Annotated in this window: 25 protein-coding genes; 15 read left to right on the top strand and 10 right to left on the bottom strand. The window is 34.3% G+C overall.

Going from position 1 to position 24,814, the window contains the following annotated elements; genetic code table 11:
* Positions 1-38: 38 nt before the first annotated feature.
* Positions 39-1,079, top strand: a complete 1,041-nt coding sequence (locus CD30_RS12380; protein ID WP_036177405.1) for a YkvI family membrane protein — start codon at positions 39-41, stop codon at positions 1,077-1,079.
* Positions 1,076-1,945, top strand: a complete 870-nt coding sequence (locus CD30_RS12375; RefSeq protein WP_235802054.1) for a hypothetical protein — start codon at positions 1,076-1,078, stop codon at positions 1,943-1,945. Before CD30_RS12380 ends, CD30_RS12375 begins: the two co-directional genes overlap by 4 nt.
* 202 nt (positions 1,946-2,147) lie before the next feature.
* Here CD30_RS12375 and CD30_RS12370 read toward each other — a convergent pair whose 3' ends face one another.
* Positions 2,148-2,438 carry a hypothetical protein gene (locus CD30_RS12370; RefSeq protein WP_036177401.1) on the bottom strand — a complete coding sequence of 97 codons (291 nt, stop codon included), beginning with the start codon at positions 2,436-2,438 and terminating at the stop codon, positions 2,148-2,150.
* A gap of 144 nt (positions 2,439-2,582) precedes the next feature.
* Here CD30_RS12370 and CD30_RS12365 point away from each other — a divergent pair, with 144 nt between their 5' ends.
* The 8 genes from CD30_RS12365 to CD30_RS12330 all read left to right on the top strand — a co-directional run bounded on the left by CD30_RS12365 (position 2,583) and on the right by CD30_RS12330 (position 9,974).
* Entirely contained in the window at positions 2,583-3,083 is a 501-nt protein-coding gene (locus CD30_RS12365; RefSeq protein WP_141096060.1) for a hypothetical protein, read from the top strand.
* 205 nt (positions 3,084-3,288) lie between these two features.
* Positions 3,289-4,305, top strand: coding sequence for a S66 family peptidase (locus CD30_RS12360; protein ID WP_036177395.1), 1,017 nt, complete (start codon positions 3,289-3,291; stop codon positions 4,303-4,305).
* A 142-nt stretch (positions 4,306-4,447) separates the two neighbouring features.
* Entirely contained in the window at positions 4,448-5,482 is a 1,035-nt protein-coding gene (locus CD30_RS12355; protein WP_211254626.1) for an AbrB family transcriptional regulator, read from the top strand.
* A 218-nt stretch (positions 5,483-5,700) separates the two neighbouring features.
* The gene (locus CD30_RS12350) at positions 5,701-5,964 is read left to right on the top strand and encodes a type 2 periplasmic-binding domain-containing protein (RefSeq protein ID WP_052126188.1); all 264 of its coding nucleotides are present in this window, start codon (positions 5,701-5,703) and stop codon (positions 5,962-5,964) included.
* A gap of 98 nt (positions 5,965-6,062) precedes the next feature.
* On the top strand, positions 6,063-6,734 hold the full coding sequence (locus tag CD30_RS12345; RefSeq protein WP_036177393.1) for an amino acid ABC transporter permease: 672 nt from the start codon (positions 6,063-6,065) through the stop codon (positions 6,732-6,734).
* A 12-nt stretch (positions 6,735-6,746) separates the two neighbouring features.
* Positions 6,747-7,487: an amino acid ABC transporter ATP-binding protein gene (locus tag CD30_RS12340; protein WP_036177390.1), complete on the top strand. Its 741-nt coding sequence runs from the start codon at positions 6,747-6,749 to the stop codon at positions 7,485-7,487.
* Between the two features lie 19 nt (positions 7,488-7,506).
* Positions 7,507-8,661 carry a M20 peptidase aminoacylase family protein gene (locus tag CD30_RS12335; RefSeq protein ID WP_036177387.1) on the top strand — a complete coding sequence of 385 codons (1,155 nt, stop codon included), beginning with the start codon at positions 7,507-7,509 and terminating at the stop codon, positions 8,659-8,661.
* The gene (locus CD30_RS12330) at positions 8,658-9,974 is read left to right on the top strand and encodes an MmgE/PrpD family protein (RefSeq protein ID WP_036177385.1); all 1,317 of its coding nucleotides are present in this window, start codon (positions 8,658-8,660) and stop codon (positions 9,972-9,974) included. The genes CD30_RS12335 and CD30_RS12330 overlap by 4 nt, the downstream gene beginning before the upstream one ends.
* A 102-nt stretch (positions 9,975-10,076) precedes the next feature.
* On the opposite strand, the gene CD30_RS12325 is transcribed toward CD30_RS12330, so the two are convergent.
* Together CD30_RS12325 and CD30_RS12320 are read right to left on the bottom strand one after the other, a co-directional pair.
* Complete coding sequence (locus CD30_RS12325) at positions 10,077-10,496, bottom strand: universal stress protein (RefSeq protein ID WP_036177382.1); 420 nt, start codon at positions 10,494-10,496, stop codon at positions 10,077-10,079.
* A 12-nt stretch (positions 10,497-10,508) separates the two neighbouring features.
* Entirely contained in the window at positions 10,509-11,942 is a 1,434-nt protein-coding gene (locus CD30_RS12320) for a SulP family inorganic anion transporter (protein ID WP_036177381.1), read from the bottom strand.
* Between the two features lie 142 nt (positions 11,943-12,084).
* Here CD30_RS12320 and CD30_RS12315 point away from each other — a divergent pair, with 142 nt between their 5' ends.
* Positions 12,085-12,642 (top strand): recombinase family protein, encoded by a 558-nt coding sequence (locus CD30_RS12315; RefSeq protein ID WP_036177378.1) that lies wholly within the window; start codon positions 12,085-12,087, stop codon positions 12,640-12,642.
* A 34-nt stretch (positions 12,643-12,676) separates the two neighbouring features.
* Here CD30_RS12315 and CD30_RS12310 read toward each other — a convergent pair whose 3' ends face one another.
* Positions 12,677-13,447, bottom strand: a complete 771-nt coding sequence (locus CD30_RS12310; RefSeq protein ID WP_036177376.1) for a protein kinase domain-containing protein — start codon at positions 13,445-13,447, stop codon at positions 12,677-12,679.
* 595 nt (positions 13,448-14,042) lie between these two features.
* On the opposite strand from CD30_RS12310, the gene CD30_RS12300 reads away from it, so the two are divergent.
* On the top strand, positions 14,043-16,601 hold the full coding sequence (locus CD30_RS12300) for an EAL domain-containing protein (RefSeq protein WP_036177370.1): 2,559 nt from the start codon (positions 14,043-14,045) through the stop codon (positions 16,599-16,601).
* A gap of 52 nt (positions 16,602-16,653) precedes the next feature.
* On the opposite strand, the gene CD30_RS12295 is transcribed toward CD30_RS12300, so the two are convergent.
* From CD30_RS12295 to CD30_RS12280, 4 genes are all read right to left on the bottom strand, one after another.
* Positions 16,654-18,306, bottom strand: a complete 1,653-nt coding sequence (locus CD30_RS12295) for a sodium:solute symporter family protein (RefSeq protein WP_036177367.1) — start codon at positions 18,304-18,306, stop codon at positions 16,654-16,656.
* 33 nt (positions 18,307-18,339) lie between these two features.
* Positions 18,340-18,642 (bottom strand): DUF4212 domain-containing protein, encoded by a 303-nt coding sequence (locus CD30_RS12290; protein ID WP_036177365.1) that lies wholly within the window; start codon positions 18,640-18,642, stop codon positions 18,340-18,342.
* A gap of 230 nt (positions 18,643-18,872) precedes the next feature.
* Positions 18,873-19,049, bottom strand: coding sequence for a hypothetical protein (locus CD30_RS20320; protein ID WP_036177362.1), 177 nt, complete (start codon positions 19,047-19,049; stop codon positions 18,873-18,875).
* A gap of 310 nt (positions 19,050-19,359) precedes the next feature.
* Positions 19,360-20,067: a hypothetical protein gene (locus tag CD30_RS12280; protein ID WP_036177359.1), complete on the bottom strand. Its 708-nt coding sequence runs from the start codon at positions 20,065-20,067 to the stop codon at positions 19,360-19,362.
* Positions 20,068-20,436: 369 nt separating this feature from the next.
* Here CD30_RS12280 and CD30_RS12275 point away from each other — a divergent pair, with 369 nt between their 5' ends.
* From CD30_RS12275 to CD30_RS12265, 3 genes are all read left to right on the top strand, one after another.
* Positions 20,437-20,886: a hypothetical protein gene (locus CD30_RS12275; RefSeq protein WP_052126187.1), complete on the top strand. Its 450-nt coding sequence runs from the start codon at positions 20,437-20,439 to the stop codon at positions 20,884-20,886.
* Between the two features lie 142 nt (positions 20,887-21,028).
* Positions 21,029-21,517 (top strand): DinB family protein, encoded by a 489-nt coding sequence (locus tag CD30_RS12270; RefSeq protein ID WP_036177357.1) that lies wholly within the window; start codon positions 21,029-21,031, stop codon positions 21,515-21,517.
* Between the two features lie 346 nt (positions 21,518-21,863).
* Positions 21,864-22,400, top strand: a complete 537-nt coding sequence (locus tag CD30_RS12265) for a DUF2179 domain-containing protein (protein WP_036177355.1) — start codon at positions 21,864-21,866, stop codon at positions 22,398-22,400.
* A 52-nt stretch (positions 22,401-22,452) separates the two neighbouring features.
* On the opposite strand, the gene CD30_RS12260 is transcribed toward CD30_RS12265, so the two are convergent.
* The gene (locus tag CD30_RS12260) at positions 22,453-23,088 is read right to left on the bottom strand and encodes a DUF1643 domain-containing protein (RefSeq protein WP_036177352.1); all 636 of its coding nucleotides are present in this window, start codon (positions 23,086-23,088) and stop codon (positions 22,453-22,455) included.
* A gap of 159 nt (positions 23,089-23,247) precedes the next feature.
* The gene (locus CD30_RS19570) at positions 23,248-24,672 is read right to left on the bottom strand and encodes a CAP domain-containing protein (RefSeq protein ID WP_052126186.1); all 1,425 of its coding nucleotides are present in this window, start codon (positions 24,670-24,672) and stop codon (positions 23,248-23,250) included.
* Positions 24,673-24,814 lie beyond the last annotated feature (142 nt).

The following is a 24,814-nucleotide window of genomic DNA, read 5'->3' as shown; positions in this document are numbered from 1 at the left end:
AGTTGATATACTCTTCTATTTTGGAAATGAGGGAATAAATGAAAAAAAGTTTGCAAATCGGTGGAGCAATTGTAGGGTTAGTTGTAGGAGGCGGTTTTGCTTCTGGACAAGAAATCATGCAATTTTTCACTAGCTTTGGATACTATGGAATATTAGGGGCTATCATTGCTACCTTTGGTTTAGCATTTTTTGGCATGAACATTGCCCAGCTTGGTTATCAATTAGGGACAACTTCTCATAAAGAGGTTCTACATTATATTTCTGGTCGTACAATCGGTACAATTCTAGATATTTTAATTACATTCTTTTTGTTCTGTGTTACGGTGGCGATGTTTGCAGGAACGGCCTCTATTTTTAGAGAAATTTTAGGGATTGACCCAGTTCTGGGAAGCATTTTTATGGTTGGATTAACAATTTTCACGCTTATGCTCAATACGAAAAGTATTATTAATGTCATAGCCATTGCTACACCGTATTTATTGGCCTTTATGCTATTAATCACCCTATATTCTATTTTTTCGATGGACCTAACACTGTCTGAGCAAGTGAGTTTAGCAGAAAGGCAGCCATCAGCAGCCCCTAACTGGTACATGGGCTCATTATTATATATTTCTTATAATATTGCATCGGCTGTATCTATGATGATTGTGATTGGAAGCACTGCTACAAGCAAAAAGACCGCTGGATGGGGTGGCATATTCGGTGGTGTTTTGCTCGGTATATTGATTTTACTTATTAATGCAGCGATGTTTGCAAAAATGGATGTAGTGGCCGGAAAAGATATGCCCATTTTAGAGATTGCGCGGGATATTCATCCTTTGGTCGGTTTTATAATGGCTCTTGGACTAGTTGGAATGATTTATAGTACAGCGGTAGGAATGATGTATTCCTTTATTAATCGATTAGTTTCACCTAAAGATAAAGTTTATAAGCCGACAGTTGTGTTATTTGGAATTATTGGTTTTATGGCAAGCTTTGTAGGTTTTACAAATTTGGTGAGCAAAGTTTATTCCATCATGGGGTATTTAGGCTTTGTATTAATCGTTGCGGTATTTTTGTCATGGATAAAAAGGAAATGAAACCTGAAAGCATACGACTTGCTTTCAGGTTTTTTATATTTTTAGGTACATTTTGTTCATATGAATCATTAAATAGTGGTGAAGCTTTGAAACTAATTGAAAAGGGGATATTAATGGATCAAATATGGCAATCTTTAATGATGCCTAATACACTTGTACAAATTCCACAAGGACAATCTATTGTTTCTTATAAAGTGGGGGATGTGACGGGCGATCATTTTCCAGATTTCATTTATTTAACGGGTACAAAACAAGCAGACTCACCTTCGTTTTTAAAGGATATTACACTGTATATAAAGTATGGAAGATCAAATTATATTCAAAAGCATACACTTTCGGAAAACATGGGATTCCATCCTACGATTTGGTTAGGAGACTTTACAGGAGACGGCATTGATGACATCTTTATCGTGATTGATTCTGGAGGAAGCGGCGGAATAATATTTGCATATATTTATTCAATGCAAAAGGGCGTTATGAAGGAAATTTTCAACTCTACTAAATTTAATGAAGAGCATTCCTATCAAGTTCAATATGCTAATCAATATAAAGCGAATATTATTAGTGAGTATCCAAGTAAAAAATATACCATCGACCTTATGTTTAAGGGAGAAGAATATTTAAATGAAATTTATAATCCCGATGGTACTCTGAAACAACCAATCGAGGGTTGGGTAGATCCTTTAGGTGCACTTTACCCAGTAGACTATGGTAGAAATGGGAAGTATGATTTGCTCGGAATGCAGCAGATTGCAGGCCGTTATCACGCTGATGGGTTAGGATATGTGGAAAATTTATTAAGCTGGGATGGAAATTCATTTTCCGTTGTTCGTCAAACCGTTGCTATTTATGGAGAAGATACGTAATGTACATTAGTAAAAAATAATAGAGTAGAATAAAATTTAGCCAACTATTTAAAGATTTAAAGAGATAGCTTAATGAGACTAAATATAAACATTACAATAAATTCGAAGGCAAAGATGACATTTACACAACATGAATTCAGAGAAAGTGATAAACACTTGGAAAAAACAAACTGTTTTCTCTAAGTGTGTTAAACTTTCTCTTTTACTGTCCTTTCCAATCCCTTGTTATAAAATGCCATCCAACTTTTGCTGGAACCATTGCACCTACTGGAACATATCTATACCAGGTTTGGCCAGAACCATCATCAGTTACTTTGTAAACCAGTTGGCCATTTGATGATGTTCCCGGAACATAACCATCAATTTGCCCCGTATACCCTGGATCAACTTTCATCTCGGCGTTAAATTCGGTACATGCAGATAATGAAAAAAGATTAAATACAAAACATAAATATAATACTGCTGCCACAAATCTAATAAAAGTTTTTTCCATAATGTGTTCATCTCCTTTTATTTAAAATAGAAAATTACACTAATTTACTATTTTAATAATATTCTTCAAATTGCGCTAAATATCTCCATTAATATGTTAAAATATACAAAATAGTAAATTATTACTAAGGTGGTGTGTTTGTTGATGAAAAATAGTATATATTTATTTCTTATTCTTGTTTTTCTAGTTGGATGTGTTGATAGTTTAAATGATGAGGTAGATGAAAATAGTGGAGAAAATAATAACGTAACAGAAGATTACTCTAATAATAAACTGGAAAGTCAACTGTTAACAGAGTTTAATAATTATACATCAGATGCTGTCATCGCCGATAAGAGGTTATACGATTTTAACGATGATGGGGAAGAAGAGCTTCTTGTACTATTCAGTACAAAAGAGGAGCCAGCAAGTTTGGCTATCGTCTCTAAACACGATTTAAAGGGTATATCTCTAAACGGTGATACAACTACTAATTTTAAACCTACAAATATGTCTACACTTAAAATTTTAGATAACCCTATAAGAGTGTTATTTAGGGTGACCGACTTTAAAAAAGGTGTTGATGTCGATTTTGAAATACAGGTAACATACAATAAGGAAGCAAAACATACGCATTTTATAGTTAATTCAGAGGATGTTGAATAAATAAATCCTATAATAAAACTGGGCGTTCTTGAATAAATCTACTAAATAATCAAACTTTATTTCAAACGAAACTACCAAAACTGATTTCTTATGAGAAATCGGTTTTATTTTTGTTCTTTCAAACGTAAATATAAAAAAACTACTTTTTTATAAATGAAATTACTACGAAATATACCAAAGGAAACTATAAGAAAAGGGGAATTGTATGAGTATCATTTATCCAGAAATACCAACGGAGGCGACAATAGGGGTAACAGCACCTTCCTCAGGATTACATCGAATGAATTATGATTTATTAGAACTTGCAATTTACCAGATGGAGGAAAAAGGATACCGAGTAAAGGTGGGAGATACGTGCTGGATGCAGTATAAGGCGAGATCGGCATCGGCTGAAATACGCGCTTTAGAATTGAATACCATGTTACAGGATGATTCTATTCACTTTATATTTCCTCCATGGGGTGGAGAATTACTAATAGAAATATTAGACCTAATTGAGTTTGAAAAGATTAAGCCGAAATGGGTAATTGGCTATTCTGATATAAGCTTGTTATTACTAGCAATCACACTGAAAACAGGTATTGCGACGGCGCATGGACCAAGTTTAATAGAGTTAAGGGGAGAGGATATAGACCCTACTACTGCAATGTGGGAAAGAGTATTGAGGACGGAGCCAGGTGAAGAAGTAATCCAGCATCCTTCAGAAAAATATCAGTTAGAATGGCGTAATAATAGTGGATCAAGTTCTATCTTTCATTTAACAGAAAATACAAAGTGGAAAACAATATCAAATAGTCCGATGTTTGTAAAAGGTCGCTTACTAGGTGGTTGCATTGACGTGATCCAACATCTTATTGGAACGCCATATGGCAATGTACCAAATTTTCAAAATGTGCATTTACAAAATGAACCGATTATTTGGTATTTTGATAACTGTACAATGAATTTAACAAGTTTAAGAAGAACTTTAGTTCAAATGCGATTAGCTGGTTGGTTTGAAAATTGTAGTGCCATAATATTTGGACGTAATCCCGTTACTGAACCAATTGATGATTATCAGGAAACGGATGTGTATATGGAATTAGCGGAAGAATTAAGTATTCCAGTTGGTTACGATATCGATTGTGGTCACATGCCACCTCAAATTACATTTGTGAATGGAGCTTATGCAGAGGTTAGAATTTATAATACTGCTGGTATGATTACACAAAAATTTATATAAAAGACTATGACTGTAGGTGTTTTTAAAAGCCTACAGTTTTTAATTTGGCATAAATTTCTCCTATCTTCTTTCGTTAGTCATTGAAATTAAATGGTAATACAACTAAACTATGAACGAAAGGTTGGTAAGGATGAATCGAATGATGAGTATAGTAAAAGTGCTAGTAATCGGAATCATAGGAGCGATTGTTTTTGATTTAATCGGTATTCCAATCCCTTGGATGCTTGGACCATTAGTGTTTAATTTAATCGGGCAATTTTTTATTAAAGATTTATCTATGCCAAAAGGGCTTCGGAATTTAGGACTTATTATTGTAGGGTATACAATTGGCAGTACTTTTTCTTATGAATTGTTTACTGGTAGTGCCTTGCTTTGGGGTTTTATGATTGGTATTAATCTATTGTTAATTGCTTTTTGTTTTCTATTAAGCTATTGGGTACATAAAGTTGGCAATGTATCTTGGATGACTGCGGTATCCTGTGGTATACCAGGTGGACTGTCCCAAATTTTGGCCTTTGCAGAAGATGATAAAGAAGTAAATTTAGTTGCTGTGACCTATTTCCAAGTAATACGTATATTAACAGTGATTATTTTCATTCCATTTTTAATATCTGGTCATTTTGTTCAAGGAATTCATGTGGAGTGGAATGTCCATGATCTACCTTTACTCATAGTTCTCTTTACTGGTTGTGGGCTTAGTGTAATGTTAGGGAAAAAACTTCGCTTTCCAGCCTATTTTATTGTCCTTCCTATTTTATTTGTTATTTTTATACAGTTTACACCGATCGATGTTCCGTCAGTTCCAACAGACTTGAATCATATCGCTCAAATATTCTTAGGTTCTTATATCGGCTTATTATTAAAGCCACACATGTTAAAGTTATCAAAAAAATTACTACTTCTCGGGCTTGGAAGTGCAATCATTCTCCTAATTGTAACGTATGGAACGAGCTGGATACTTCGAGAAGCTCTAGGCATGTCCTTTGCGACAAGTTATTTAAGTACTGCGCCTGGAGGACTTGACCAAATGGGGTTAATAGCTTCAGCCGTTCATGCTGAGGTGACTGTAGTTGTCGTATTTCAACTTTATCGATTACTTTTCATCTATTTTGTTATCATGCCTATTTTATATTGGGTGAAGGGTGTTAAGGAAAGAGGGCGAATAATAGAAAATTAGTAAAAAAGTTGGGAAATATATGATATTTTAGAATATGTTTGCTAATAATATGACTTTTCCCATATATAGGAAGCTAAAAAACCAATAAAGTTATTAGAATCTTCGGAAAAGGAAAAACTGTATCTGGTGTATTAGGTTCTAACAATGTTAAGAACTTAGAAGCATATGATAAAAATGGTGAGATTAGTATTCGTACTTACGAAACTCGTGATGGAGCTATGAATGATGCAATTAACAAACGAGTTGAAGGGTATGTAAATGCTAAGCCATCTTTATTGGCAGAAATTAATAAAGCAGATTTACCATTAAAATTTGTTGGAGAACCATTTGTATACGAAGCTGTTGCGTTCCCATTTGTAAAAGGGTCAAATGAAGAGTTACGTGAAGCAATCACTGCAGAAGTTCAAAAATTACATGAAGATGGTACAATTTCTGAACTATCAATCAAATATTATGGTGAAGATGTTTCAAAGAAAGAATAAGTCAAATTGTAATTAAAAATGGCCGTCCTTAAAAGTATTAATACTTTTAAGACGGCCTTTTAAACTAATGGCTTAAATATAAGGAGATGATCAAAGCGATGAATTTCGATGTGGGTTATATGTTTTCACTCATTCCTAAAATTATAGAATATATACCAATTACATTATTGATGGCAGTTTTAGCAATGGTTTTAACTATAGTAATCGGTTTAGTATTATCTTTCATGCGCAATAGTAAGGTGAAAGTACTAAATTACATAGCAGCCGTTTACATTTCATTCTTCCGAGCAATTCCAATGCTCGTACAATTATTCTTAATTTACTATGGATTGCCTCAGATTTTCCCGGTCTTTACTCAGATGGACGCGGTTACTGCTGCAATAATTAGTTTTGGTTTTAAACAAGCGGCATTTGCTGCAGAGATATTCCGTGCAGCTTTCTTATCTGTTGATAAAGGACAAATGGAAGCTTGCTTAGCTGGTGGTATGACAAAGGTTCAAGCCTATAGTCGCATTATCATTCCTCAAGCATTTAGAAATGCACTGCCGGCAACGGGTAATATTTTCATTTCGTTAATTAAAGAAACATCTTTAGCATTTACTTTAGGGGTAGTAGAACTATTTGCAGAAGCTAAAATGCAAGCATCGAATACATTTAGATACTTTGAAGCTTATTTGGCAGTAGCCCTTGTATATTGGGGAATGGTTATCATTTACTCATACTTACAAAGTAAGCTTGAGAATCTCTTAGAGAAACCTTATCGGACATAAGGAGCGAATAATATGATTAAAATCAATCAACTAAAAAAATCATTTAACGATTTAGAAGTACTAAAAGATATTAATTTTGAAGTTAAGCGTGGAGAAGTATTATCTATCATTGGTCCATCAGGTTCAGGAAAATCAACGTTATTACGCTGCTTAAATTTTTTAGAAACACCCAATGCAGGAACAATAGCAATTGATGATGTAACTGTTGATGTAGCAAATTATAAAAAACAGGATATACAACAATTGAGAAAGAAATCTGCGATGGTATTTCAGAACTACAATTTATTTAAGAATAAAACGGCTTTACAAAATGTAACTGAATTATTAATTGTAACGAAAAATATACCTAAAGCAGAGGCTAATAAAATAGGTATGGAATACTTAGCTCAGGTAGGTCTTGCTGAAAAGGCAAATAATTATCCAGCTACTTTATCAGGAGGGCAACAGCAACGGGTAAGTATTGCTCGTGCACTTGCATTAAAGCCAAGCGTTATTTTATTTGATGAACCTACATCATCACTTGACCCAGAGTTGGTTTCTGAAGTACTCCAAGTAATAAGACAAATTGCAGTGAAAGATACAACGATGATTATTGTTACACATGAGATGGATTTTGCTCGTGAAGTATCAGACAATGTTATTTTTATGGCGGATGGTTATATTGTCGAAGAAGGCCATCCAAGTGAATTATTTGGTAACCCAAAACACGCACGGACGAAATCGTTTATTCAACAATTAAGCGAAAAACATTAATGAAAGAAGGAACTGTACAATGAGTACTACTGTAGAAAACTTACAATCAAAACTTATTTCATATCGTCGAGAATTACATGAAAATCCAGAATTAGGGTTTAAAGAATATGAAACGACGAAACGGATTCGTCAATGGCTAGAAGATGCAGGAATTACGATTCTAGATTACCCATTAGAAACGGGTCTTGTAGCTGAAATTAAGGGTGATCAAGATGGTCCTACAATTGCTTTACGTGCAGATATCGATGCATTACCAATTTTGGAGCAGTCTGGTGTAGAGTTTTCATCAAAAAATGAAGGCATCATGCATGCGTGTGGTCATGATTTTCATACTTCATCAATGATTGGAGCAGCGATTTTATTACAATCTCGTCGTTCAGAGATAAAGGGAACGGTGCGAATTATCTTCCAACCTGCTGAGGAAATTGCACAAGGTGCTGTATATGTTGCTGAACGCGGGGTATTAGAAGGTGTATCTGCAATATTTGGTATGCATAACAAGCCTGAATTACCAGTAGGAACAATTGGTGTACGTTCAGGCTCTTTAATGGCAAGTGTTGACCGATTTGAATTAGATATTATTGGCGTTGGCGGTCATGCAGGTATTCCGAATGACGCCATTGACCCAATTGTTATCGCTAGTCAAATTGTATCAGCATTCCAAAGTATAGTTAGTCGTAATATGAATCCATTCCATAATATCGTTGTATCTGTAACGAAACTTCAAGCAGGAAATACATGGAATGTTATTCCGGAAAAAGCAGAGCTTGAAGGAACAGTTCGTACATTCCAAGAAGAAACGCGTGAAGTAATCGGTGAACGTATGCGTGCTTTAGCGGAAGGAATTGCTGAAAGCTTTGGTGCTCGTGCTGAATTCAGATGGTACCCATATTTACCAGTAGTAGATAACGATGATCGCTTTGCAGAAATTGCTAAAGAGGCAGCAGAAGTCGCTGGATATAAAGCTGTTGAAGCTGAACAAGTACCAGCAGGTGAAGACTTTGCATTCTACCAAACAAAAATTCCTGGATTTTTCGTATGGATGGGTGTTGATGGACCTAAAGCGTGGCACCATCCAGAATTTAAGTTGAAAGAGGAAGCGTTAGAAGTAGCAGCAAATTATTTCACGGAGCTTTCAATTTTAGCATTAAATAAACCGGAGCTATTAAAATGAGTTTAACCGAAAAGTTCGTTGATAAAATCTATCATGCGACACCAGATGGGGAAGCGATCGAATGCGCCAAATTGGGTGTGTTAGATTATTTAACCTCAAGTTATGCTGGTAAGGATGATGCAGGAGTACATAAACTCCTAAAATTAATCGAACTCGAAGGTGGCTTTCAAGTTTCGCCTATTATTGGTCAAGGACGAAAATCTACTCCTTTGCAATCAGCATTAGTAAATGGCTTTTTAGCCCACGCACTTGATTTTGATGATGTTCATACGGAGGTGCGAGGTCATCCAAGTGCTGTACTACTTTCTACTTTACTAGCATTGGCTTCTACAAATGATGTAACAGGGAAACGCTTTTTAGAAGCTTATGTGGTTGGGGTAGAGGTAATGGCAAGAATTGCTCGTGCGGTTAAAGATAGTCATTATGAAAAAGGCTGGCATAATACAGGTACAATTGGTGTACTAGCAGCTGCACTTGCTGGTGGATATATGCTTCAATTTTCTCGTGATCAGCTTGCACAGGCTTTGGGCTTTGCAGCAACTCAGTCGAGTGGCTTACGCTGTCATTTTGGAACAGAAACGAAACCACTTCATGCGGGGCTAGCTGCCCGTGCAGCAGTATTAAGCGTGAATTTAACAATGGTTAACTTTGTAAACAATTCGAATAGCTTTGATGGCAAAGGGAACTATTTCGAAGTCTATGGAGAAGGTACAGAAAATTATTCTTCCACTTTACTTGATGGGTGGAATGATAGTTGGAAAATAGCTTCTCCCGGACTTTGGTTTAAAATTTATCCATTTTGTTCAGCAGCTTATTTTGGCGCGGATGCGGCATTACGAATTGGAAAGTTAAATGTTGAGGATATACAAGAAATTATCATAACCTTTTCAAACAATACGGATGCTGCACTTATCCATCATAATCCTAAAACCGGCGAGCAAGGTCGTTTTAGTATTGAATATATCGTTTCTCTTATTTTACAAGGGCAACCTTTAGAGTTTAAACAGTTTGAGGGGAGCCCAATTGATTCAGTTTCCCAAACTATTATTAATAAAACTGTAAGACAAAATGTGAAGGAACCTTCAACTGTTCCAAGGTATACAAAAGTGAAGATTGTGTTTAAAAATGGTGACATGATTGAGGAAACATCAACAACTCCAAAGGGTTCACCAAATAACAAAGTCACGAAACAAGAAATCATAGAAAAGTGTAAGTCGATTTTGAAAAATGAAGAATTAGAAGAGAAATGGATGGAATCTATATTTACATTAAATGATGCGACGGATTTATCTGACCTTCTCTGTCTGATTTAACATGATTTAAACAAAAATGAAAAGCACGAATCAATTAATTTTGAATTCGTGCTTTTTCAATGGAACTTTTTAGTTTATCTTTCTAGGATTGTTAAAATGCATTTATTTTACTATTAATGCTGGGCATTGAACACGCTTCATTACTTTATGACTTACGCTTCCTAATACCATCTCCTGCAAGCCATTCAATCCACGGCTTCCTATTACGACTAAATCCACTTTTTGTTCATTTGCATATTTAATGATTTCAGGACCGGGTGTGCCATGCAAAAACTTAATTTTATAGGTTACATTTGATTCACGAAGTAATTCTTCTACTTTTGCTATTTTTTTGCGACGTTCTAATTCGATGGTTTCGCTAGAATTTAAATGAATAACCTCAGCCTTTGCTTTTTCAAAGTCAATCACATAAACTACTTCAACTATTGATTCTTTGTCGCATGAAGCAATTTTAACAGCTTCTTTTGTTGCACGAATAGCATTTTCCGAACCATCTGCAGCAAGTAAAATGTGTTTATACATAAGATATCCCCCTTAGTGTGATGAAGACATACCATTTAATTTAGACATGATTTTCTTGCTAGGGGCATCTAAATTAATGATTTCAACTAGGACCCCTTTTTCACGTAACAAATCCTCTACCTTTAATAAAGCACCTACACCTGAATCATCCCAAATACGACTATTGGAAAAATCAATTATGATTTGATTCGTTTCAAAGTGCTTATTTTTAAAGTAATTTACAAAGCTTTCTGTTGATGCGAAGAAAAGCTGACCGTGTACTTCATAACGGTGTCCATCTGGTTCAATTTTCACAGTTGAAATTTTAACCACAAAGAAGATTGCACTTAATATAACACCAGCAATAACCCCCTTTGATAAATCATGAGTCCAAACTACAATTGTAACTGTTGTTAGCATAACAATTACGTCAGTGCGCGGAGCCTTCATCAAATATTTAAACGAACTCCAATCAAAAGTACCGATACTTACCATAATCATAATACCAACAAGCACTGGCATTGGAATTCTTACAACTAAGTCTCCTAATACAAGGATGAGGAACATTAAAAATAAGCCGGCAATTAAAGTGGAAAGACGACCACGCCCACCGGATTTCATGTTAATAACGGATTGCCCAATCATTGCGCATCCCGCCATACCACCAAAGAAACCATTAACGAAGTTAGCAATACCTTGCCCACGAGCTTCTCGATTTTTATTGCTTTCTGTTCCTGTCATGTCATCAACAATTCGTGAAGTTAATAATGATTCAACTAACCCAACAATGGCCAAAGAAATGGAAAAAGGGAAAATAATTTGTAATGTTTCAAAGGTAAATGGAACATTAGGGATGATAAATGACGGTAAGTCTTTCGTAATATTCCCTAAATCACCAATCGTTCTTAATTCAATTCCACTAAATAGAGCAATTGATGTTAGTACAACAATAGCGATCAGTGGTGCTGGAACTACTTTGATAAAACGTGGTAATGTATATACAAGTAATAATGTAATCCCAACAAAAACATAAGTCATTGTTGAAATGCCAACAAAGTGCGGTACTTGTGCCATAAAGATTAATATAGCTAATGAATTAACGAACCCAATCATGACCGCATTCGGAATAAATTTCATTAATTTTGCAATCTTTAGAGAACCAAAAATAATTTGTATAATTCCTGTAAGAATAGTAGCCGCAAATAAGTACTCAACACCATACTCTCGAACTAACGGAACCATTACAAGTGCCATCGCACCAGTTGCTGCTGATATCATACCAGGACGTCCTCCGACAAAGGCGATAAGGACTGCAATTGTAAATGATGCATATAAACCTACCATTGGATCAACGCCTGCAATGATAGAAAAGGCAATTGCTTCTGGGATAAGAGCAAGTGCTACAACGATACCTGATAAAATATCACCACGCACGTTGCCAAACCATTGTTGTTTTAAACTTTGCATGGGAAACTCCTTTACTATTATTTATCCTGCTTGTTTAAAGTAAGATAAGTATTTGCAAAAATACAATCATAATTCTGAGATTATCATAACATTCCAATTCCTAAAAAGGAACCTTTTTGGGAATGTGTTTAGGAGAGATAAAGTGAAATTTGGTTATGTAAGACCTTTATATAATGATAAAGATTGCAGTATACAGTTAGAAAAACTTAATAAAGCAAGTAACTGTGACTATATATTTAAAGAATTGCATGGAGAACCAAAAAAACGAATGGAGCTTGAGAAACTGCTTATGAGCCTCCAACCAAATGATGTGATTTTAGTAGAAAGAATGTTTGTTTTAGCTGATACGACAAGACACTTGATGGAACTATTAAAATTATGTAAAAGAGATGGGGTAACCATTGAATTTTTAGACGAGGGATTAAATAGTAGGGATTTAATATCTTTTTCTCTTCAAGATATGATTCAAAAAATGATACATTTTCAAACGGATATCATTAAACAATCGACAATCATTGGTATGGAACAGGCTAAAGATGAAGGAAAAGCAATAGGACGCCCAAGAAAATCAGATGAAAATATAAAAAAAGCAATCTCTATGTATCAATCAGGTACCTATACTTTACATGATATTAAACAAGAAACTGGAATCAGTAAATCTACACTTTATAGATATTTAGAGAATGCTGATTTAAAATAATCAAAAAGGCGCAGTCATCATGACTGCGCCTTTGTTATACAGTTGGAATAGATTTAATGGCTTCTTCTGTAGTTGAAAATGGTTGCTGTATTAATAGTAAACGTTCAATATATTCTTCTACTACAGGAGGTAACTCCAATTCTTCTTGCCAACGTCTCTCTTTTCGTTCAGTTGGCGAATAATTCGAATAAAGTAAATATAGAAGAAAGTGCCCTATATAGTATAAATCACTCCAGTGATTTTCAATTTTTTTAGGGTTTTCTATATCTTCCATTCTCGTATCATCTTTAATATATGCTGCTAAACCAAAGTCAATAATATATAAAATGTTATGTTGTATTAAAATATTTGGAATTCGTAAATCACGATGGACAATTCCCTTTTGATGAATATTATTCACAATTTCAAGCAAATCCTTAACAATCGCGAGAGACTCTTTCAAAGAAAAGGTTATACCTTCTTCAAATATGGCCTGCTCAAAGGTAGAACCATTCACAAAGTCCATAATATAGAAGGGGATATCCTCTAAGACTCCATCATAAAGAATGTTTGGTACATTTGGAATATCTAGTTCTTTTAACATAGTAATTTCTTGTTGAAATTTTGCTCGCTGCTTATCGTCATTTCGATGTTTCGCTCGCATTCTTTTTAGTACATATTGATTACCTGTAACCTCATCCAATAAAAGATACGCAAATCCATAGGAACCATTTCCGAGAATATCTTGAAGAGAAAATGAAGTCTTATTTTCTACATATTTTTTAAAAAGGTTATGATATTTTTTGTCTTGTATAAAATGAAACATTATTAGCTGCTAAAGAAGCTACGACTTCTAGATCCGAAGAAGCCTGAGCTAAAGCTTCTACGCTTTCTTTTATAATGCTTGTGGCCGTAATATTTATCGCGATGGGAGTATCCTCTATGGCTTGAAGAATAAGAATAACGACGATGACTTTTACCAAATAAAGATTTCTTTAATTTATCAAACATAAGAATTGTTTCCCTCCAGAAGAATTGTAAGTTTTATAATATATATACGAAAAAAATTTAGAGATGTTTCATTTACTACTAATAATATAGGTAAAAAATTTTAAGATGTATATATCCTTTAGAAAAAAATTTTAAAAATTAGAAATTATTTTAATGCTTTTTTTTCTACAACTGTGCTACCCGCTTTAGCATAGTAATTTGAGAATATTGACTTAAATAAACCTAGAGACCCCTTTAGATTGTTAAAGTTATCGAAACCTCATCTTTCTCTAAAAAAATCCAAAATAAAAAGTTGTTCTCCCAATATTTACAAAAGGTCTAATTTCCTATTTAATTAATATTATAAATATAAACTAATAGACTATTTGCTACATTGTATATAATGCAAATTATAGATGGGAGGTATTGGTTTGTTTGGTAATTCAAAAAAATCTAACATAATAAAGAAAATTTTAAATAAAGGTGAAACCGATCTTCAGATGGAAACCGTAAGAGAAAAGAATATCCTATATTATTGTTCGAAATTTGCAAAATACCAACCGAATACAACAATCATCTTTGCAACAGACAAAAGCATATTTTCAATCAATAATGAAGCAATAAAAAATATTCTAGGGTTTGAACCAAATCATTTGAGAGAGTTAAAAACAATACTGCCTCCAGATACATATACATCATTAGCGCTTACTATGGAACAAGCATTAGAAGGAAAAATTGAAAAGCATCTTATAAATTTTACTTTTCAAGAAGAGAAATATGATCTTTTATTAACATTTATCCCTATTGAACAAGAGAACAATGAAGTCGAAGGTGTTTACCTGATCATTGAAAATGTATCAGAGAAATTGAGCACAATAGGAAGCCTACGTGACCTTTTTGATGGATTGAATACTGGAGTTTGGATGAAAAATTCCATCAACGGGGACTTTTCTTTCATTTCTAAAAATATCGCAAGTATTTTTGAAGTCTCTTTAGAAAAAGTTAATAAGCGAACTTTTACAACATTTATACACCCTGAAGATCGCGAAGTTACTCAAATTATTGAGAGTCAGCTCTCCCAAAGAAATAAGGCGCAAGCTGTCTATCGTATAGTTAGTGGAAATGGAAAGGTGAAGTGGTTATCAGAACAAATTTCCATAAAGTACAACAATAATGGGGAAGTGGAGCAACTTCTAGGAATCATTCATGATATTACAAGGGAAAAGCAACTCGAAGAAAAATTAATTTTTATAGAAAAGTATGATGAATTAACAGGTTTGCCAAATCAAAAAAGCCTTTATGAATTACTAGATTATTATTGTGAAAATAGGAGACCTTTTGCATTGCTCTATTTAGATATTGACCGATTTAATATGATTAATGACTCACTTGGTTATGAAATAGGCGATGAAGTTTTAAAAATCGTTGCGAATAGACTTAAGGACATACTTCCTTCCAATGGACATATTTCACGTATTAGTAGTAATGACTTTGTCGTTACCCAAAGTGCTTTTCACCATAAAGATCAAGTAATTCAATTGGCTGAGAAAATAATTCATGAGGTTGAGCGGCCTATTATAGTTGAAGATTATGAAATCTATGTTTCGATGAGTATAGGGATTTCATTTTTTCCAGAAGAAGGAGAGGAAAAGCTTAGTTTAATTGAAAATGCCCATACAGCTCTTTATCTTGCAAAGCGAGAGGGTAAGGGAAACTATCAGTTATTTACATATTCTAAGGATATTTCTTCCTACAAAAAATACGTACTTGATCGTGACATGAGAAAAGCGATTTTAAATGAAGAGTTTGAATTATATTTTCAACCAAAAGTTGAACCAATACGTGGTCAAATTTACGGAGCGGAAGTTTTAATACGTTGGAATCATAATGAATGGGGTGCAATATCCCCAAGTGAGTTTATCCCTATCGCAGAGGAAAATCAAACGATCAACTTGATTACGGATTGGGTGATTAAAAGGGTTCTATCATTGTTAAAAGAATGGAAAGAACAAGGTTTTTTACTAAGGACATTATCAGTAAATGTCCCACCAATTCGCTTTATGCGTAATGGACTAGTTGAATTAGTGAAAGAACAGCTTCAAATCAATGATATTCCAGCTAAGTTCCTTGAGCTAGAAGTTACGGAAAGTACATTATTACGGAGCGATAAAATCGTTCTTTCCAAAATTGAAGAACTAAAGAATTTAGGAATAAAAATAGCAATTGATGACTTTGGAACAGGGTATGCGTCATTCGATTTATTAAGGAAATTCCATCCGGATACATTAAAAATAGATCAATTGTTTGTGCAAAATATTCATCATGAAAATGAAATGGATAGGGGCATAATATCTTCAATTTTGTATCTTGCAAAAACTCTGGAGATGAAGGTCGTTGCAGAAGGGGTAGAGGAATTACATCAAATAGAGTTTTTAAAGCAACAGGAATGTGATTTTATCCAAGGATATTTATTTTCCCCACCAGTATCCCAATCTGAATATGAGCACCTTATGAAAATTGGCTATTTAAAGCCAAAAAATAAATTGAATTTCAAGCAAGGTGGTATTGAAAAAAGAAAGTTTTTCAGATTTCAGTTTCCTAACTTCGTTCTAGCGAAAATGACTATTTCGGAAGTAAATAACCAAAAAGTAGATGTTGGCGCAACACCTATCTTATTAGATAATATCGGACTAGAAGGGATTAAATATTTATCGAATTTAAAGCTGCCAATCAACTCAAATATGAAATTTAAATTCGAATTTACCTTAATGGGTCAACCATTCGAAATTGAAGGTTTTCTAAAGTGGATCGAAGAAGAATTTGGTGGTATTTACTCTTATGGTGTCCAATTCCAATCGAATAAGCCGATTGAAGATAAATTAGCACCTATTATCAATAGAATGAGCGCATTAAATAAGAAGAATGAGCGAATTCCTGATACAGAGTTTATTAATAAAGAAGCACATCTTTATTTAAGAGAAAGTAATTAAAGAATATAAGAAGACCCAGCCCCAAAGGATATGGAGACTGGGTCTTTTAGTATTATTCGTTTACATGAACTTCGCCATCTTTGTATGTCATTTGCTCTGGATAGCGTAAGTTTTCTACATAATCTTGAATTTCCTGTGAAGGCTCCTTAGTGGCTAAAGAGACAATAATATTAGCAGCAAAGGCAGCAATCGCACCAAATACTCCGGCTCCTGTATCAATGATACCTAAAATTGTAAAGCCACCGTATTTCGCAGCAAAAATATAAGCTAGTGTAACACCTAAACCGACTAGTAAGCCTGCAATAACACCTTTTGAGTTACTACGTTTCCACCAAACGCCTAATACTAATGCTGGGAAGAACGTACCTGTTGCAAGTGCGAAAGCCCAAGCAACGATTTGAGTAATCGCCCCAGGAGGGTTTAATGCTACTAAACCAGCAAGTAATGTCGCAATTACGATCGTAATACGTCCAACATTTAAACGTTGCTTATCCGTTGCATCCGGTTTAATAATGCGATAGTAGATATCGTGTGCAAAGGCAGAAGAAATGGCGATTAATAAACCACCTGCTGTTGATAAGGCAGCTGCCATTGCACCAGCAGCAACTAATCCAACAACAAATATCCCTAAGTTCGCAATTTCTGGTGTGGCCATTACGACGATATCATTTCCAATGACTAATTCTGTCCATTGTAGAATACCGTCACCATTTTGGTCTGCTACTTTTAATAAACCTGTATCTACCCAAGTTTTCGTCCAAGCAGGAAGTTCTGCAATTTTGCTTCCAGCTACTTGAGTCATTAAAATGAAGCGAGAGAAAGCTGCATATGCAGGTGCAGAGAAATATAGTAATGAGATGAACAGTAATGCCCAAGCGCCTGACCAACGTGCTGCTTTCATCGTTGATACTGTATAGAAACGAGCGATAACGTGTGGAAGACCAGCAGTACCCGCCATTAACGTGAACATTAGTGCAAGGAATTGCCACTTTGTTCCGTTTGAAAACGGAGCGAAGTACTCGGATAATCCAAGGGCTTTATCTAGTTCTCCTAAATTGCTAACAATCTCACCATAGGATAACCATGGTAGTGGATTACCTGTAATTTGAAGAGACATGAAGATAACAGGAACAAGATAAGCAACTATTAATACGATATATTGCGCAACTTGCGTCCAAGTAATTCCTTTCATACCACCAAAACCTGCATAGATGGCAATTAAAACTACCCCAATCATTGTTCCGATGCCAGCATCAATTTGGAAAAGGCGTCCGATTACTACACCGGAGCCAGATAATTGTCCGATGGAGTAAGTAAAACTAATAATAATTGTACAAATTGCCGCAATAATAAGTGCTGTATTACTCTTGAAGCGGTCTCCTATAAATTCCGGAACTGTATAACTGCCAGATTTTCTTAGTTGAGGTGCGAGTAGGAACGTTAATAGTAAATAACCACCAGTCCACCCCATAATATAAGCTAATCCATCATAGCCAAGTACCATAATAGTACCAGCCATACCGATGAATGAGGCCGCACTCATCCAGTCAGCACCGATAGCCATACCATTAAATAACGGAGGTACTCCACGACCAGCAACATAGAAATCCGAAGTGACGTTCGCTTTATTATAGACTGCAATACCAATATACAATGCAAATGTCGCTAAAATGAGAGCCGTCGAAACTATAAATTGTATATCCAATAGTCATCCCCCTTTTCTAAAAGAAATTTCCCCTTAATGATTTTGTGTACTTTGCTTACCGATTTCTTCATTCTTGGTTTCATCAATACCGTATTTTTTATCGATTTTATCCCCAACGATTGCATTGACGAAAAGTAAAATAATAAACACAGCTAAAGCCCCCTGTGCACCCATAAAGTAATGGAATGGGAACCCGTTAAAAGAAAAAGTACTTAATGGCTCTGCGATCGCAACTGCTCCAAAGGATACAAGAGCCCAGATGATAAAGTAGATAATCATATATTTGTTCTTTTCACGAAAGTAAGCATCTGCAACACTTTTATCGATCTTTTTCACAATATCACCCCTATTTATTGAATTTCCCCATAATCTTTAACAGTGACAAAAAATAATAGCTGATAGGTTTAAAAACTCCTCCTTCCATCGTTAACCAATTAGATTAGTAAAATATCTATCTTCACTTTGTTCTTCAAAAGAAGGCAAAGGGAAAACCTTCGATCACTTTAGTCACAACGAAAAAGATGGAATTAACTGTGAATGAGGGCGCTTAATAATTTTTTAGTTGACTACTGTAAACTAAAGATAAATTTAACGGTATCCATAAAAGGTAGTGGTACCATTGCAATTTGAACAATAAAATAGACAATGAATGCGATTACAGGAACGGTTAAGTAAAACATTCTTTTTGTTTTAAATCCAATAAATAGGCAAAACGCCGCTAGAAGGATAAAAGCTAGAAACATGTAAAGACCCCTCCTTTAGTTATGCTATGAAACTTGTTTTTTTAAAACTTATGATAGGAGGTAGAATATTATAATCACTAAATAGAAAAAAATGTCATAAAATTATAAAAAAATAAATGGTATAATCGACTCAGCTACAATGAAAATCCTATAACAAGAGAATTTAATACATTTAAGCAGAATAAAAAATCTAAAAGTTTAATAGTGATATTGGGAATCATTGGTTTACACTTGAAAATAAAAAAACTCTTCGAAACGTTCGAAGAGATAATTGGTTTATTTTATATAATAGGTCGAATTATAGACAGGTCTATTTAAGAAATTTGATAAAATACTCTGCCATTTGTTGTTTTGAAAGCTTCAATGTTTTCATTAACCCAGAACAATTTGACAAGATAATATCAGATCCCTCTGATTGAACAAATTGAACATGATAATTTGCTTGAAGAAGTTCTGCAAAGTCCCATTTTTCTCTTGAATAGCATTTATCCCCACGATGAAAGCGTCCCATCTCTGTATACAAATCTTCAAAAAAAGGCTCGAAAAGTTCGCTTTTACTAATAAGTTCACGATAAATACTTGAGTCTGCAGGGGCTTCCTTTGCATAAATATCTTTAAAGACAATGCGGATTATATCCTCTGGATCAATTAATTCATAATATGTTTCTTCAATTTCCCAAATAGGTGTTGTAAATAATGGATGAGCATGTAGAGTCCGAACGTTTTTTAATTCATTTCGATAAAATTTTTGTAATACAATGCCATCATTAGATACATAAAGTGTTTCATAGTAAAATGTTGTGTCTACGTCCCAATCATGATTTTCCTCTAAAATAGCGTAACTTTCACCATATAGAATATCTGTCATCATTAAGGTAGGTTCATAATTAATCTGAATTTTATTTTCTGTTGAAAAACCAGAGTATTTAATATAAAGATTAAATAAATCATGTTCGCGTGGATTTACTAAACAGAGACTATAGTTTTTCTTTGGGATGACGAATTGAAGTATCTTCATCAGCTCCTTCATGTTGATAGTTTGAGTGACTATGTAAAACTTGAAGTTAAAACACTACCAATTACTCAAAAAGATACTGACTATAAATAAATATTCAACTTTTAAGATAATATTCCTAAGTTATTTATTTTTTACTAGAAATGTTAATTTTCAGGTTTATCTAGGGACAACCTTTTTCCTGAAAGTATTTGAGGATTCTTTAGGGGATTCAAAATTAAAAATTCTAACCTCACCTTTTCGCGAAACCACTTTCCTTTATATAAATGGGCTTTCATTATAAAAAGACATTCGTGGAAGGGCGATAACCCTTGTTAGGCACTTTCCTTCTACATAAATTGAAGATAGTTATGAAGAAAGGAGGTTACAGAATTGAATCCTTTTGATTTTGATGATGATTATTTAGTTCAATTTGATGGTGATGGCAGAGGTCCATCCTTTCCAGGGGGATTTCCGGGAGGTTTTCCAGGAGGATTTCCAGGAGGATTTCCGGGAGGCGAGCCAGGAGGTTTCCCAGGTACACCACCATTTGATGTAGGTAGTCAATTAAGCCCGCCAACAGCACCACCACCAAGCTTCACACCACAAACTTTCACAACAACTCAGCAACAGGAGTTTTCCCGACGTGGTGGTGTAGGTAGCATTAGACGCTGCATGTTCCGTAATACGTTTGTTTGGATGAGAAACGGTAATAGTTTTTGGTTTTTCCCGATGCTTGTTTTCGGTAACTCAATCATCGGCTTCCGCTGGAGAGGGGGAAGAAGAGGCTGGGTTTTTGATTCTCTAAACCGTAACAGAATCTTATTCTTCCAATGCTATTAATCTCAACGTACCATCACCTCCAAAATAAAATAATAGTGCTTAGGGTGAGAATTTTTTCTCACTCTTTTTTCTTTTGAGTACCGTTTTAATCAAATAAGATGTTTAATAGAATAACAGTAATCAAAAAAAAGGGGTGTTGGTTATGGAAAATGCACAAAAAGTTAGGGGAGAAATATGGGAAAGTGTGAAGGGGCTTTCAGATGAGCAGTTGAACATGGTAGTAGCAGAGGGGACATGGACAATTGCACAAGTTTTGGAGCACCTTTATTTAATGGAAAAAGTCGCAATAGATAGCTTTCCTGATATCAAAAAGGTTGATGAAAAGAATCCAGTCAAGATAAGAAGGGTTCATTTAATAATTGATCGTTCACAGAAAGTGGATGCACCAGAATTTTTAGTTCCCAACAAAGAATTTCAATCATTGGTAACATTAAAAGAAAAGCTGCAAGGTACAAGGGATATAATCGTAAGGAAATATAAAACCTATGGCGAACAGGATTTAACTGAAATGGCAATGCCGCATCCAGTTTTCAGTTCTCTGACGTTAGGGCAATGGATTTCCTTTATTGGGTATCACGAAAAACGGCATCTTGCACAAATTGAGGAGATAAAGGAAGCGCTAATAAATTAAATCAATAGAAAGCAGGATGTCTATTTAAACGTTCTGCTTTTTCTTATTAAATTTGAAGAGCTCTATTTTATATTGTTTTTAGTGTGCTTTTTTATAATAAATACAAAGCATTTTACATCAAAAGGGAGAGAGTCCTATGGGTTGTTAATTCCATATGATTCAAGTAAAATGGATGCTTAATAGCGAGTAATCGCATAAATTCCCCAAGAAATAATTGAAAGAACGTATTAAAAAATTTATCTAAGGTAAGTCGAAAATAAGGCATGTTTTCTATTTTACTGAGTACATTACATTGCATTACGATGGGTAAATTATAAAATATACAACTACTAGTGAGGCGTTTTATATGGTGAATATAGTATTGATACTAATATTGCAATTAGTTTATGTACCATTACTAACATTAAGGACAATATTTTTAGTAAAAAACATTACGTTTTTAGCAGCAATTTTTGGCATTATGGAAATGCTAATTTATGTATTTGGTCTTTCCCTGGTATTTAATGGTGATCAAAGTTTACTAGCAATGGTTGTATATGCAGTTGGCTTTGGTTTAGGGATGTTTTTAGGAACACGAATAGAAAATAAATTGGCTATTGGCTACGTCTATATTACAATTAACACTCAAAATAAAAACCAAGAGCTGATCGATTCTATACGTGCAAATGGCTTTGCATTAACCACGTATATTGGTGAAGGACGCGACAGTGATCGCTATAAATACGAAATTTTAGCAAAGCGAAATCGTGAAAAAGAGTTGTTTTTACTAGTTGAATCCATTGAGCCAAGAGCGTTTATCATTTCATATGAGCCGAAATCCTTTAAAGGTGGATTTATGGTAGATCGAATGAAGAAAAATAAGCGGAATTTAAATAACCAATAAAATTAAAGAAAGAGCCGAAAATTTAATATATCGGCTCTTTTTAATGTGAACGTTAATTTTTTTTAAGGAGTGTATTTAGTTTTATTTTTTTGTTATAGACCGCAACTAATTGTTGGAGTCTTAAAGCTTTATCCGAATTGTTCGGACTAGGATGATAAAATTCATTTTCTTTCGATAAGACACCAAAATAAGGAACACCGCTATCGTTTATAAGTTCAAGCCATCTCGCCTTTTCCCTTTCAAAATGAACCCAACTTTTCTTTTTCTCAACTCCCCAGCCAATCAATATCCACGGATGTTGTTGTAATTCAAGTAAGCAGGGAGGAAAAATTGTTGGATATTTCCCTGTATTCTTTAAATGTTCGAAAAGCGCTATCGCTTCTTTATTATTTGTTTTTTTCACATAGAACAGATTGTAAATATGGAGTCTTCCATTTAATTTGGAATGAGTATTCTCCATAAATTGAATAAGCTGTCTCATCGTTTCATCAATCGTTGTTTCATCCGTATGGGAACCATTCATCGAGAGCTTTTTCCGTGCTTCTCCTTTTAATTGAGAAGATCCGGGATTTAACATGACAACTGCACCTAGGGACTTTCTTGATGAGCCAAATTGTAGATACGTATTTGTTCGGTAAATCTCTTCACCAACTTGCTGAAATGTTGCGAATGCCTTTACATTTCCCAACCAAATACCCCCAATATAAAGTGTTGTCATATATATGTATTCTTACATCTTGGGAAATAGTCGTTAGGATAAAAGGACTTTTTTATTACTCGAAAATAGGAAAAAGCTTATTGCCTTGTGTGCAATAAGCTTGAGACATTTGATCTAGAATAGATTGTATCATTGTGGTGTATAGAAGTTTTGAGTATAGAACCAATGATAAGAACCAACACCTAAATGGGTGAAGTTAGCATTTAAAATCGCTTCTCTATGACCAGTTTTAGAATTCATCCATCCTTCAGTAGCATCAATACCATTTGTATAACCCATCGCAATATTTTCACCCGCATAGGAGAATGAATCTAAACCATCCTTTGCCATTCGATCAAATGGATCAAGACCCTGTAAATTTGTATGGTCGAAGAAATTGTTATCATACATATCTTTACTATGTTTGTAAGCTGTATTCGAAATTTGTTCGAACCATTTTAATGGTTTTAAATTGTAGACATTTCGGTAACTATTCGTTACATCAAAGATTAAATAATCACTTGTTTCAAAATTTGCATCTGTTAAGGACCAATTTGGATCTTTAACTTGTAATGCTCTAACAGGCATACCTTGAAGATGTGTATCGTAATAAAAAGTAACACTATTCCCTTGATATGTTGTCTTTGTTAATTCATCTGAATAACTTTTGCCAAAAATAGATGTGATGCTTTCTTGGTTAAGAAGATCCAAGCCATAATATCTTGCTGTATATACTTGGTTAGAATATAAATAAGCAACATGATGACTTTCATCAAGACCGACAATCAAAAAGTCATCATAATTGTTTCGATAATATGTGTGTATTTCTAAGCCGTCATCGTTATAAGTTATACGCTTTGGTTCGCCATAAATTTGTTTCACTTTATCTATGGAGTCATTTATTTCAATACCATTAAATGAGAATTCATTTAACTTCTCTTGAACAACATCTTTTCTTTCAATAACCTTTAAGGATTGGTCAATTTGTTTGCTTGTTGAGATATTGTATAAAAACACAACGACCTGTGCCCTCGTTAAAGTAGAATTCGGTAGGTAAGAGTCGTATGTTTTTGGAAAGTCGCCATTTCTATCTGCTTGTCCATCACTAATGTTTTGGTTGTACATCCATTGAACAGCTTCGTTTTCAGACATTTCCTTACCTGTTAGACTTTCAGCAAATAGTTTTGCTACAGTACCACGACGGATTGGTTTATTCCAATTGGCTGTATTTTTATAGGAAACAGCAAGATTATACTTCTTAGCCATTGCATATTGAGGCGTCCAATCGTTGGTATTTAGATTTTGGATATAAGTGTCTAGTTCTTCAGAATTCAATACGCGGAATAACATTGTAAGGAATTGTGCTTCTGATAAGGTATTGTTCGGTTTAATCTTTTTTTCAGTAGGGTATCCGTTTAGAACGCCCTTATCAATTGCCCAGGTCATTTCATCAGCCCAGTACAAACCTTCATTAAAATCTACATAGTCTTTTGCAGCAAGACTATTTGCATTTGTAACTAATGCAAATGATATCGTTAATAATGCAGTAAAAAATAGTGTAAATAGCTTTTTCATACATTCCCCCACCTTTTTATACAATAGTTACGTTAAGTATACTATTAAAAGTTCGAGAGGTTAGTAGATTTATAAAAACATCACTAAATGTTAATGTATTTGTAAAAATGTTACATAAATATTAAGTGGTGTTACAACTTTG

It is taken from the genome of Ureibacillus massiliensis 4400831 = CIP 108448 = CCUG 49529, assembly GCF_000772965.1.
Classification (GTDB): domain Bacteria; phylum Bacillota; class Bacilli; order Bacillales_A; family Planococcaceae; genus Ureibacillus; species Ureibacillus massiliensis.
This window is presented reverse-complemented; position numbering and strand designations above follow the sequence as displayed.